This is a genomic window from Vagococcus allomyrinae, from assembly GCF_017829975.1.
Lineage (GTDB): Bacteria > Bacillota > Bacilli > Lactobacillales > Vagococcaceae > Vagococcus_D > Vagococcus_D allomyrinae.
On sequence record NZ_JAEEGA010000006.1, the window covers coordinates 71,303 to 83,035 of the forward strand.

The 11,733-nt window shown below is 40.9% G+C and carries 13 protein-coding genes; 12 read left to right on the forward strand and 1 reads right to left on the reverse strand.

Annotation, left to right across the window (positions count from 1 at the left end; translation table 11 throughout):
• The first annotated feature begins 13 nt into the window (after nucleotides 1-13).
• From I6N95_RS10410 to I6N95_RS10445, 8 genes are all read left to right on the forward strand, one after another.
• Nucleotides 14-1,315, forward strand: coding sequence for an ABC transporter substrate-binding protein (locus tag I6N95_RS10410; protein WP_209527346.1), 1,302 nt, complete (start codon nucleotides 14-16; stop codon nucleotides 1,313-1,315).
• A 65-nt stretch (nucleotides 1,316-1,380) separates the two neighbouring features.
• Nucleotides 1,381-2,271 carry a carbohydrate ABC transporter permease gene (locus I6N95_RS10415; protein ID WP_209527348.1) on the forward strand — a complete coding sequence of 297 codons (891 nt, stop codon included), beginning with the start codon at nucleotides 1,381-1,383 and terminating at the stop codon, nucleotides 2,269-2,271.
• Nucleotides 2,271-3,116, forward strand: coding sequence for a carbohydrate ABC transporter permease (locus I6N95_RS10420; RefSeq protein ID WP_209527350.1), 846 nt, complete (start codon nucleotides 2,271-2,273; stop codon nucleotides 3,114-3,116). Before I6N95_RS10415 ends, I6N95_RS10420 begins: the two co-directional genes overlap by 1 nt.
• 16 nt (nucleotides 3,117-3,132) lie before the next feature.
• Complete coding sequence (locus I6N95_RS10425; RefSeq protein ID WP_209527352.1) at nucleotides 3,133-3,804, forward strand: YesL family protein; 672 nt, start codon at nucleotides 3,133-3,135, stop codon at nucleotides 3,802-3,804.
• The gene (locus I6N95_RS10430) at nucleotides 3,791-4,744 is read left to right on the forward strand and encodes a glycoside hydrolase family 43 protein (RefSeq protein ID WP_245249391.1); all 954 of its coding nucleotides are present in this window, start codon (nucleotides 3,791-3,793) and stop codon (nucleotides 4,742-4,744) included. The genes I6N95_RS10425 and I6N95_RS10430 overlap by 14 nt, the downstream gene beginning before the upstream one ends.
• Nucleotides 4,745-4,764: 20 nt before the next feature.
• Nucleotides 4,765-6,213 (forward strand): alpha-N-arabinofuranosidase, encoded by a 1,449-nt coding sequence (locus tag I6N95_RS10435; protein WP_209527354.1) that lies wholly within the window; start codon nucleotides 4,765-4,767, stop codon nucleotides 6,211-6,213.
• Nucleotide 6,214: 1 nt separating this feature from the next.
• Nucleotides 6,215-6,451 (forward strand): DUF6171 family protein, encoded by a 237-nt coding sequence (locus I6N95_RS10440; protein ID WP_209527356.1) that lies wholly within the window; start codon nucleotides 6,215-6,217, stop codon nucleotides 6,449-6,451.
• A 281-nt stretch (nucleotides 6,452-6,732) separates the two neighbouring features.
• The gene (locus I6N95_RS10445) at nucleotides 6,733-7,692 is read left to right on the forward strand and encodes a hypothetical protein (protein WP_209527358.1); all 960 of its coding nucleotides are present in this window, start codon (nucleotides 6,733-6,735) and stop codon (nucleotides 7,690-7,692) included.
• Nucleotides 7,693-7,738: 46 nt separating this feature from the next.
• Here the strand turns inward: I6N95_RS10445 and I6N95_RS10450 are convergent, their stop codons facing one another.
• Nucleotides 7,739-8,704 carry an ROK family protein gene (locus I6N95_RS10450; protein WP_209527360.1) on the reverse strand — a complete coding sequence of 322 codons (966 nt, stop codon included), beginning with the start codon at nucleotides 8,702-8,704 and terminating at the stop codon, nucleotides 7,739-7,741.
• 181 nt (nucleotides 8,705-8,885) lie between these two features.
• Here I6N95_RS10450 and I6N95_RS10455 point away from each other — a divergent pair, with 181 nt between their 5' ends.
• From I6N95_RS10455 to I6N95_RS10470, 4 genes are all read left to right on the forward strand, one after another.
• Entirely contained in the window at nucleotides 8,886-9,104 is a 219-nt protein-coding gene (locus I6N95_RS10455; protein WP_209527362.1) for a hypothetical protein, read from the forward strand.
• Nucleotides 9,105-9,255: 151 nt separating this feature from the next.
• Nucleotides 9,256-10,152 (forward strand): hypothetical protein, encoded by an 897-nt coding sequence (locus I6N95_RS10460; protein WP_209527364.1) that lies wholly within the window; start codon nucleotides 9,256-9,258, stop codon nucleotides 10,150-10,152.
• A 271-nt stretch (nucleotides 10,153-10,423) separates the two neighbouring features.
• Nucleotides 10,424-10,582, forward strand: coding sequence for a hypothetical protein (locus I6N95_RS10465; RefSeq protein WP_209527366.1), 159 nt, complete (start codon nucleotides 10,424-10,426; stop codon nucleotides 10,580-10,582).
• A gap of 193 nt (nucleotides 10,583-10,775) precedes the next feature.
• A complete protein-coding gene (locus tag I6N95_RS10470) occupies nucleotides 10,776-11,696 on the forward strand; it encodes an LCP family glycopolymer transferase (protein WP_209527368.1) in 921 nt (306 codons plus the stop codon).
• The last annotated feature ends 37 nt before the right edge of the window (nucleotides 11,697-11,733 follow it).

Genomic DNA, 11,733 nt, shown 5'->3' on the forward strand with positions numbered 1-11,733 from the left:
GGAGGATATGGACATGACTAAAAAAATTAAAGTTATTGTAAGCGTATTAGTTCTATTGTTATTGATTGGCGGGTGTGGCAAGAAAAAGGAAAGTGCCAAAACCAGCGATGGTAAAACTAAATTGGAGATGTGGACCTTTGTTGAGCAGCATGCTAAATTTTTTAATGATGCGGCGACTTCTTGGAATAAAGAAAATCCTGATGAACAGATTGAACTTAAAACCAATGTTTTAGCTTATGATCAAATGCATCAAAAACTGCAGGTGGCATTGACTTCTGGATCAGGTGCTCCCGATATTTCTGATATTGAAATTGGCAAGTTTTCTTCCATGACAAAAGGCAACAAAGTTCCCTTGGAATCATTTAATGACGAGATAGCAGATATTAAGGATGTCTTAGTTACCTCCAGACTGGATAATTTTACAGTAGACGGCAACGTTTTAGGTTTGGATTATCATGTGGGCTCCTCAGTGGTCTTCTATAATATGGAGATTATGGATGAAGCGGGCATTAATCCCGATGACATCAAGACTTGGGCGGATTTTGAAGCGGCTGGTAAAGTGGTTAAAGAAAAAACCGGGAAACCCATTACGGATTTAAATACTACTAATGCCACCCAATATTACTTGATGGTCACCCAACAACATTCGGATATTATTCAAGAGGGGAAGTCGGATTTAGCCAATGAAGCTAGCGTTCGTGCGCTGGATTATTTACAAGGCCTTATTTATGACAGTAAAGTCGCTGGTAAATCAGCCGGTGGTTTTAATGACACAGAAGAATTTTTCCCCACATTTAACGAAGGGCAGTCAGCTGCTGTGGTTTACCCGATTTGGTACATGAGTCGGATGGTGGATTATATGCCAGACTTAAGCGGGAAAATTAAAATCACCCCATTGCCAATCTTCAATGAAGGAGATGACCGTTCGGCTGGGATTGGTGGGACTGCCACCGTTGTCACCAACCAAGCAAGTAATAAAGAGTTGGCTAAGAAATTTATCGTTTATGCCAAAGCCAGCAAAGAAGGGGCCATCAACATTTGGAATGAATTGGGATTTGACCCAATTAGAACAGATGTCTGGGAGTCTGATGAGTTGCGCGCGGAAAATAAATTTACCAATTATTTTGGCACCAATATCTTTGATGTTTTAGCTGAAGTGAGTGATGAGATCGGCACGATCAGTTGGACGGATCCTCTTTATGCCACTGTTTCAGATAAAATAGGCACAGATGTTTTCCCTAACACCTTAGAAGAAAACAATGAAACGCCAAAAGAGGCCTTAGCCAAAGTAGACAAAGCAGTTAACGCTAAATAGCAGGCAAAGCTGTGCTGAGGCAGTAGAGTGCAGCTTGTCTTTTATGTAAGTGAAAGGAGATTATGATGAGCAAAAAAGCGTTTAATCAACAAAAAATTGCACCTTACCTATTCGTAGCGCCATTTATCTTAATTTTTATCTTTTTTTCCATGTATCCTCTTTTTGACGCCTTTAAAATGAGTTTTCAAGAAGTGAATGGCTTTGACGATGTGACGCTGATTGGCTTGGATAATTATATCAGATTAATCAAAGACCCGGTTTTTTATAAAGCGTTGTGGAATGTTTTACGCTATACATTTTGGACCTGCTTAATATTGATTCCGTTTCCGATGTTAGTCGCCATTGTCATGAATTATCAGGGAACGCCGTTTAAATCTTTCTTTCGTTCCTTGTATTTTATGCCAGTCTTAACCTCTTCTGTGATTATTGGGATTGTCTTCAAATTTGCTTTTAGCAAGCAGCCAACGGGGGTTTTTAATACCTTTTTAAGTCACTTTGGCGTGGGGCCTGTTAACTGGTTAAACGGCTCTAGCACGGGGATGTTTGCCTTGATTATTATTTGTGTTTGGCGTTGGTTAGGGGTTAACATGATCTATTTTCTTTCTGGGCTACAAGGGATTCCAGTTGAATTGTATGAATCAGCGGATGTGGACGGAGCGAGCACTTTTCAAAAGTTCAAGAATATCACAGTGCCTCTGTTAAAGCCGATCACGGTTTATGTTCTGACAATCTCGATTTTGGCAGGCTTCTCATTATTTAATGAGTCCTATGTGTATTGGGGGACGGCTTCTCCTAATAATATTGGGACAACCTTAGTGACGATGATTTATAAATTCGCGTTTGAGCAAGGGGATTATGGTTATGCGTGTGCTTTAGGCGTAGTGATGTTCTTAATTGTGGTGACCTTTAATGGGGTTCAGATTAAATTAACAGGACTTTTCAAGGAGGATAACTAATGAAAATACAACGTCGTTTTAGTCCGGTTGGCTTGGCTACATTGCTCTTTTTATTAGTTGTCGGGTTGCTGGTCTTTATTCCTTTTATGTTTTTGATTATTTCCTCTTTGCAAGATGCGTCACTGATTTTTTCTAAAGGTCTCACATTGAAGATTGATTTCAAAGTGGCTGATTTGGATAATTACAAATTGTTATTTACTCATAATGAAGGGATTTATTGGGTCTGGTTTAAAAACAGTGTCGTGATTACCTTTATTCAAACCGTTGTGGTATTAGTGTTGTGTTCAATGGTCGGGTATGGCTTGGCTCTTTATGATTTTAAAGGCCGTCAGCTTATTTTTGGAATGGTCCTCGTCATGATGATGGTGCCAAATGATATCTTATTGATCCCTCTCTATAAATTAATCACGAATTTAGGGTTAATGGATACCTATTTGGGGGTTATTTTACCGGGGATTGTGCCTCCTGCCACCATCTTCTTTTTTAGGCAGTATGCCATTGGTTTATCAAAAGAATATGCAGATGCGGCCAAGATTGACGGCTGTGGTGAGTTTCGCATATTTTGGAATATTTATGCGCCGATGATGAAGCCAGCTTTTGGAGCCATGGCGATTCTGACGTCGATGAATGTTTGGAATAACTATTTATGGCCGATGATCGTCTTACGATCAGACGAAAATCTCATGTTGCCAGCAGGCTTGATGACGTATATGACACCTTATGGCAATAATTACGATATTGTTTTTGCAGGGTCTGTTATGTCGATCATTCCGATCATCATTGTTTTTATGTTAAATCAAAAACAATTTATTGCAGGGCTGACGGTTGGTGGGGTTAAAGGATAAGAAAGGAGGAGCTGAGATGAAGCCGAATTTGATGAATCGTTTTTTGAATACAGTCTGGTTGTTGTTTCTTTTAAACTTGTGTTTAGTTGTGACCAATCCCCTGATTGTGGCTGCTTTTTTCATCAAGGGAAGTCTAAAACTAGTGTCTTTAGCTGTGGGGGTATTGTTATTTTCTCCTTCCTTAACGGCGACATTATTCCTGTTAAATAATCCTGTTGAAGAAAACGTCATAGGAATGTTTGTTAGGCGCTACCGCCGTGAGTTTAAAGAGGCTGTTCTTTTAGGCTTGCCGACTGTCTTACTGTCACTTGTTCTGGTGGTGAATTTAATCGGGGTAAAGTTATTTCCAAAATTTCAAAGTCTTAGTCCTTTGTTTATGATTCTGCTAGTTCTGGTAGTTGTTTTCTATTTTTATCAATGTCTATTTTTTGCCAATTTTGAGATGACGCTCAAGGTGTCATTCAAATTCGCGCTCCAGTTCTTTTTAGATAACATGGTCCTAAATGCTGGGGTGATGCTCGTCCAGCTAATCGCCTTGTTTATGGCTCGCCAATACATGGGGTATTTTTGCTTAATTGGTTTTTCGGGAACACTGTTCTTGATGAATCTGATTGTAAAAAACAAGCTGATTAAAATGAAACAAATAGTTAATTTACATGAAGGAGGAATGACCTTTGAGCATTTCTAAAGTCACCGTTTATCACAATCCAATCGTCAGAGAACGAGCTGACCCATGGGTCTATCGCCATACAGATGGCTATTATTATTTTACTGGCTCGGTACCTGGCTATCAAGAAATCGAAGTACGCCGCAGTAAAACACTTAATGGTTTAGAAGAAGGGGAGCGTGCCACCGTTTGGCGAGCCCATGCCGCTGGTCCCATGAGTGCGTTAATATGGGCGCCAGAAATTCACTACATTCGCGGGAAATGGTATATCTATTTTGCTGCCGCCGCTAGTTCAGAAACCAAAAACAATATTTTTCAACATCGAATGTTTGTGATTGAGTGTGAAGAAGCTAATCCTTTAGAAGGTCTTTGGAACGAGAAAGGGCAAATCAAAACCCATCAAGAGAGCTTTAGTTTAGATGGAACGGCTTTTGAGCATCGGGATAGACTGTATTATGTCTGGGCTCAAAAAGAACCGGCGATTCCGGGAAATTCCAACTTGTACCTGTCTGAAATGAGCAATCCGTGGACTTTAAAGGGAACGCCAACACTGTTAACAATTCCAGAGTTTGACTGGGAAAAAATTGGCTTTTCCGTCAATGAAGGCGCGGCGGTACTAGTACGTTATGGTAAGGTATTTATCACTTATTCAGGCAGTGCTACAGATGAAAACTATCAGATGGGGCTATTATGGGCAGATCAGGATGCTGATTTATTAGATGGTTATGCTTGGCACAAAAGCACTGTCCCTGTTTTTGAAAGTTCAGAAAAAGCGGCTCAATTTGGGCCAGGGCATAATTCATTTACCCGTTCGGAAGATGGTCAGCAGGATGTGCTAATTTACCATGCTCGACCTGAAAAAATTAAAGCAGGTGATCCTCTGGACAACCCTAATCGTCATGCTCGTGCCCAACTGTTTCATTGGCAGGACGGGATGCCAGTTTTTGGAGAACCACACTGATCAAGTAGAGGAGATTATTTATGAAATTAACGATATTAGCTGATAAAAAAGGGCCCCTGATTAGTAAATACATTTACGGTCAATTTGCTGAGCATTTGGGCCGTTGTATTTATGAAGGGGTCTGGGTCGGGAAAGATTCGGAGATCCCTAATGTTAATGGCATTCGCAGTGATGTCGTGGCCGCCTTGAGGCAGATCAAGGTGCCGGTGGTCAGATGGCCAGGAGGTTGTTTTGCTGATGAGTATCATTGGAAAGATGGCATTGGGCCTAAAGAAAATCGTAAAAAAATTGTCAATACTCATTGGGGGGGCGTGACTGAGGACAATACCTTTGGTACCCATGAATTTTTTGAATTGATTAACCAACTGGGCTGTGAGGCTTATGTTAATGGGAATGTCGGCAGTGGCACTGTTTATGAGATGCAGGAATGGGTGGACTATCTCACCAATCCTGGCGAATCGCCAATGGCTAATTTAAGACGTGAAAATGTTCGTCAAGAACCGTGGCGGTTAGCTTTTTTCGGTGTTGGCAATGAAAGCTGGGGCTGCGGAGGGAATATGCGGCCGGAGTACTACGCCGATTTATACCGCCAATATCAAACGTATGTGAGGCAGTACAGCACAGAAAAAACCTATAAAATTGCTTGTGGGCCTAATATTGATGATTATCATTGGATGGAGGTGCTGATGAAAGAGGCCACTCCTTTTATGGACGGAATCAGTCTCCATCATTATGCTTTAACAGGCGCCTGGGAGGATAAAGGGCCCGCTCTTAATTTCCCTGAAAACCATTGGTATTCTTTAGTAGAAAGCGCTCAAAAGATGGACGAATTGATTACCAAACACTCCCAAATTATGGATCAATACGATCCTGAAAAGCGGGTCGGTTTAATTGTTGATGAATGGGGCTCGTGGTTAGCAGTGGAGCCTGGAACTAATCCGGGATTCTTGTATCAACAAAATACGATTCGGGATGCCATGGTTGCGGCTGTCACCTTAAATATTTTCCACAAGCACGCAGATCGGGTTCAGATGGCAAATATTGCGCAAATGGTCAATGTCTTACAGGCAATGATTTTAACCGATGGACCAGATATGATAAAAACTCCTACCTATCACGTTTTTGATTTGTATCAAAACCACCAAGATGGGGAATTGATTGCCAGTTACGGGGCAGAAAACCAATTGATAAGCCATACAATCTCGAAAAAAGCCGGGCGGCTGACGATTTCACTCTGTAATCTTTCTGTTGATCAGGCGTTTACGCTGGAGCTCAAAAAGCAAAGCGGTGCCTATCAGGAGCTTGCCGGGCGTTATATTACGGCAACTCAGATGGATGCTCACAACAGTTTTGTGGAACCTGAGACCATTAAGGTGAGGGGGTTTGCTGACTTTAAGTGTGTCGAGGATCAGTTAACGATCTGTTTGCCACCTATGAGTGTGGTGACCTTAACAGAAGTGGGCAGTTAAAATGAGTTGCAAAACATGTGATGGCCGACAAAGTCTCAGCTTTTTAGAGGTCGATCAATTAGTAGCAGAACAGTTGGCAGTCGAAATAGACCTGGCAACGGAGGCGCAATGCCAGGAACGTTTACAACTATGTTTTGACTGTCCTTTTTTAATGGGACACACCTGCCATAAATGTGGGTGTTTTGTTAAGTTTAGAGCAGCACTGCGCTTTAAAGGCTGTCCTATTAAAAAATGGTAGGAAGAGCGTGGCTCGTCTTGGTAAGAAGCGTTTGTGGTGAGTCCTATTCATCCCAAACGTTTTTTATGATGAGAATCGCTGTTTCTAATTGTGCTCAGGTGTAGTAGAATTGATTGAAAGGGATCAACAGGTTATTTTGAAATGCAAAGAGGGGATCGACTGTGGTTAGTTTGTGTCGAACCTCCTAATTTTTTAACTTAAGAAGGCTAAGGGCTATTCTTTTTACTGAGTGGTAAGCCGCAAAGTTATTAGAGCATTTTTTTTAGAATAAGGAGGCTTATATGTTTATTTGTCGTCGTGGAACCAGCTTAAAGGCTCAACAAAAACGGGTCGATTTAAAGACTACCCAAAAATGGGTTTATCGAAACGCGAGACCTCTTGATCTTTTGAGATGGCAAACTCACTTTGAAAAGGGACCTGAGATGGCAGCCGCTCAGGTATTAGCGGCTTTTCAAAATAAGGATGGTGGCTTTGCTTTCGCCATGGAGCCAGATTCATGGAATCAATGCTCTTCGCCAATCCAAACATGGGCAGCCGTTGAGGTGCTGAGGGAGTTAGAGTTACTAACAGTTGAGAGTCATCTGGTAAGGACTGCGCTAACCTATTTAGAGCACTCCTTTGATCACCAGACCAATTGTTGGCCCACGACCATTAAAGCACAGGAAAATTGCCCTCAAGCTTTTTGGTGGGAATGGTCAAAGGAGCTTAATCTTAATCCAACGGCTTATTTTTGTGGGCTAATCATTCGTTTTGCAGAAAAAGGAAGTTCGCTTTACAAGCTGGCAATCGATCTTGCGAATCAATCAATTGCCCATTTTTTGAACTCGAAACCGACGACAGATGGTCATCTGCTACTATGTTACTTGCGATTGCTTGAATTTAGTGAGGAAGCTGGCTATACAGCTATCTCCAAGCAGGCTAACTTTCATTTGAAACTCCAAGCAGAGATTAAAGGATTTATGACTCAATTGGATATGGACTGGTTAGTAGATGGGGTTGCTTATGGATTTTTACAAAAGTATCAAGATGACCTATCACAAATTTCAGATAATCCTAATATAGTCAGTGATATTGTGGAGTATCTGATGACGAGTATTCAAGATAATGGCACATGGACTATTCCGTGGGCTTGGAATGACTTTCCAGATGAGTGGGCAATCAGTCAAAATTGGTGGCGGTCCCACGGAATTATCTCCACGTTACTTTTTTTGCGAAAATTTGGCTATTTAGTCGATGAGTGATCAAAATCGCTTGTCGCACACTCACCAAATTCACAGGCTATCTCCACTAAGAAGATTCACGTTTAGCGTAAAAAGCGGCACCGTACATCCCAGCGGCATCTCCTAATGAGGCAAGGACGATATTACAGGTAGCTTGAGACAGTTGAAGGGCGTGAGCGCTAACCGTTTCTCGGGTTGTGGCTAATAACCGTTCACCGGCAGCTGACATTCCGCCACCGATTATGATGGTTTCAGGGTTATATAAATTTATCACATTGGCTAATCCAAAACCTAAAATCTCGCCAGTTTCCTTGAATGCGGCAAGTGCGACTGAATCTTTTTCGTCATAGGCTTTTGAGACTTGTTGCGCTGTCAGTTGTGTTAAATCATGATTGACCCACTCGGATAAGATGCTTTGTTGACCAGCTTGAATTTTTTCACGGACAGTTCGCAAAAGTCCTAAGGCGGAGACATACCGGCCTAAGCAGCCGGAGCTTCCACAGCGACATTCTCTGCCTTGGCGATACATGTTCATATGGCCGATTTCGCCAACACTTCCCGTTGTGCCATATAAAACATTGCCATCAATCATCACACCGGCCCCTAATCCTGTGCCTAGAGTTAAAAGCACTACATTCTTTTTGTCTTGACCACTGCCAAATTGGCACTCTCCGTATAAATTCATTCTGACGTCATTATCGATAAAGGTAGCAATTCCCAATTCCCTTTCCAATAGAGCGGCAACTGGTACATTTTCCCAATTCTGAAAATTAGGAGAAAAGATCGAAATCCCTGCGTGACGATCAAGTAATCCTGGTACTCCAACACCTAAGCTTTTAATTTGACTGGGAGTGATCTGTGATGATGCCAATAATTGATTGAGAGAAAGAATCATTCGTTTTAAGACAATTTCAGCTCCTTCATGAGCGTTTGTTTCAAGTCTATTTTCGGCAACTAAAGAAAAATCAGAAGTGAAGAGAGCTGACTTGATGCTTGTTCCACCTAAATCCATTGCCAAATAAAATTCGTTCATCCAAAACCTCCTGTTCTAGCTCTATGTAGTGACTTGTAATGAATAGGCTATCTTTATCCTTAGTATAAATCATCGTAATGAATGGGTAAACTCTTTAATTGTAACGAAGGTGATTTTTTTAGGCAGTTTCATTAAATATGGGGTATAATTAATGTATTAACGACTAAGTGAGCAGGATATGTTGTCAGACAGATTGGTCAATGATTATCTATCTGAGAAAGTAGGAGCATTTAATTCAAATGAAGAGCAGTTCATAGCGAAAAAAATCACAGCTGATTTGATCATATACAGAGATATTTGTTATTACCTTCATGTGTTAAATCATCCTTTGACGATCGATCAAACAGCCTTATTACGGGTCTATCAGGTGAGATTATTTAAGGCAATACTAGGAATTTAGCCTTTTTTAGAAGAAACTCTATCCCCTTTAATTGGAGTCTATTCTTATCGATAAAATCAAGACGTTGCTAGGTTGCAAAGGGAGGGTTAAGGGCGAGTCTGACCCGTTCAGATCCCCTTTTTGGGGGGATGACTAGAGGAGGTTTCAGAAGATGGATACAGCACTCATTCTAAAAAAGAAGCGGCGCCTTGGAGAAACAATCTCAAAAACTCAAATTGATGCTCTATTAGGTCGCTCAAAAGTAGTTGAGGCGATCGTCAATGCTGACTATCGGACGGACAGGTTTACCGGCCTTAGAAAGTTGGAATTTCTTTTAACAGAGTTGTCTGAAATCCCTGATACGATCGGGCTTGAAAAGACCAGCATCATGTTAAATGAGTTAATTACTCACACTAAGCAAGGAGAGGGCTTTTCGCTTTCTGATGGTGAAAAGGGTGTTCTTGCTTGCCATCAGGCCATGATCACCTTGATAATGATTAGATTTGATCAAAAACAGTTAGCAGAACATGGCGTAGATTGGATTATGAAGTATCAGATCACGCAGAGAGGTCAGGTCTGCAACTGGCGTGGGTGTGATTTGTACCAGCGTTTTGGCTGTGTGGGAAAAACACCTTGCTATGATGGCTTGGTTAAATCGATGAAGGCTCTTGCGGAATTCCAAAGAGCATATGGCAAGGATGCGGATATTCAGCAAAAATTGACGGCGGGAATCACCTATATTTTAGAACATGAGGTCTATAAAACAATGGACCGAACGGCAACTTTGGGCTCAGATATCACCAAATTATTTTATCCCTATCCTTATAGAACCAACTTAATCGAATTGTTAAGTTTGCTGCAACAAGAAGGGTATCTGTCAGATGAAAGAGTTAAAGACGCACGGGCAATGCTGGCGAGTAAGAGAGAAAGTGATGGTGGGTTTAAAGCTGAAAAGATCTTTATGCAAAGTTCTTGGGTTCCTTTCGATAAGCTCAAAGAAACGGGTGAGTGGCTCACTGATGAAATTGAGTCTATTTTAAATGACCCCCTAGTTAAAGCTGAAAAGTAGCGATGAAAAAAGCGGCGTTAGCTGTGATTTGGATAAAATAACAATGATAGCCATTCTTTTTAATTAAAAGGTGGGATTCATCAAATAAATTTCATCTTTCAATAACGTTTATTTAACAATTTCTTCAAATATTGCTGGTAATATATAGGTATTAGCTGGTGATGGAATGTTGAGTGGCTAATAGATCAAGAAGTTCCAGCAGCTAGCTAATAAGTGGCTGCCGACAGGAACGGTGGTCACTTTCAATACAAGGATGAAAGGAGGGGAAAAAATGACTTACAGAGATGGATATGGCGAATACCGGCTGTCTCTTGATTTAGAAACGCAGTTGTTCAAAGTTTATCTACCTGATAATCCACAAATTTGTGGCTATGGCACAACAATTGAAAAGGCGCTTCAAGAATTAAGCAGACAAAAGGAGCCAGTATAGATGAGTGATCTGGAAGTGGATTCACGATAAAAGGTGTATTGTAAGGAAGTTTACAGTACACCTTTTTTGTTGTGATGTTTTTCGAGAGTTATAAATGGAATTTAAACATTTAGTAAAGACTAAAGAAGGTTCTTTACTATTTTTTTTGCATATGGTTTAATAGGCTTAGTATTGAGAAAGTGCGGGGTGACCTATGTCTACAGGAAAAAAAGTATTTTTGAGTATTTTGGCTATTATGCTTGTAATTATTATAGGGATTGGCGGTTATGCGGCTAAAGTTTATTTTGATGTTAAAGGAACAGCCAATGAGATTCATCAACCGACAACGCGAAAACAATCTGAAAAAAGAGAACAGCCAGTCAACATTGATGCTGGCGAACCGTTCTCAGTTTTACTACTTGGCTTAGATACAGGGGATTTAGGTCGGGACGAACAAGGACGTTCAGACACGATGTTGGTGGCAACGATTAATCCTAACAACAATCAAACGACTCTTGTAAGTATTGCGCGTGATACCTATACAGAGATAGTTGGCAATGGTACCATGGATAAAATAAACCATGCCTATGCTTTTGGTGGCGTTGAGATGGCCATGGATTCAGTTGAAAATCTGTTAGATATTCCCTTGGATCATTATGTGACGATTAATATGAAGGGGCTCAAAGAACTGGTTGATGCAGTGGGTGGTGTTAGCGTTGAAAACACACTGGCCTTTAGTCAAGATGGAAATGACTTTCCGATCGGCACAATTCAGTTAAATGGCGAACAGGCTTTGTCCTATTCGCGGATGCGTTATGAAGATCCTAAAGGGGATTATGGACGTCAAGATCGTCAACGTAAAATCATTACTGCGATTGTCAAAAAGTCGTTAAATTTATCGACGATTACGGGGTATAAATCGATCTTGGATACCATTGGTTCTAATATGAAGACCGATTTATCATGGGAAGATATGGTAGATTTACAGAGTAAGTACCGTGAGGCATTTGCTAATATTAAGCAAGATACCTTACAGGGACAAGGGGTTATGCGTGATGGCGTGTCTTATCAAGATATTACGCCAGAGGAATTGGCCCGTGTTCAAGGGATTCTAAAAGCTCAATTGGAAAAATAGTAAAAACTGCTGCTAGTAATAGCGGCATTTTTTTTTA

Excerpts from the sequence above, each read along its gene's own strand:
- I6N95_RS10425 (WP_209527352.1), top strand. The coding sequence starts at position 3,133 with ATGAAGCCGAATTTGATGAATCGTTTTTTGAATACAGTCTGGTTGTTG.
- I6N95_RS10445 (WP_209527358.1), top strand. The coding sequence starts at position 6,733 with ATGTTTATTTGTCGTCGTGGAACCAGCTTAAAGGCTCAACAAAAACGG.
- I6N95_RS10465 (WP_209527366.1), top strand. The coding sequence starts at position 10,424 with ATGACTTACAGAGATGGATATGGCGAATACCGGCTGTCTCTTGATTTA.
- I6N95_RS10415 (WP_209527348.1), top strand. The coding sequence starts at position 1,381 with ATGAGCAAAAAAGCGTTTAATCAACAAAAAATTGCACCTTACCTATTC.
- I6N95_RS10460 (WP_209527364.1), top strand. The coding sequence starts at position 9,256 with ATGGATACAGCACTCATTCTAAAAAAGAAGCGGCGCCTTGGAGAAACA.
- I6N95_RS10450 (WP_209527360.1), bottom strand. The coding sequence starts at position 8,704 with ATGAACGAATTTTATTTGGCAATGGATTTAGGTGGAACAAGCATCAAG.
- I6N95_RS10470 (WP_209527368.1), top strand. The coding sequence starts at position 10,776 with ATGTCTACAGGAAAAAAAGTATTTTTGAGTATTTTGGCTATTATGCTT.
- I6N95_RS10410 (WP_209527346.1), top strand. The coding sequence starts at position 14 with ATGACTAAAAAAATTAAAGTTATTGTAAGCGTATTAGTTCTATTGTTA.
- I6N95_RS10435 (WP_209527354.1), top strand. The coding sequence starts at position 4,765 with ATGAAATTAACGATATTAGCTGATAAAAAAGGGCCCCTGATTAGTAAA.
- I6N95_RS10420 (WP_209527350.1), top strand. The coding sequence starts at position 2,271 with ATGAAAATACAACGTCGTTTTAGTCCGGTTGGCTTGGCTACATTGCTC.
- I6N95_RS10440 (WP_209527356.1), top strand. The coding sequence starts at position 6,215 with ATGAGTTGCAAAACATGTGATGGCCGACAAAGTCTCAGCTTTTTAGAG.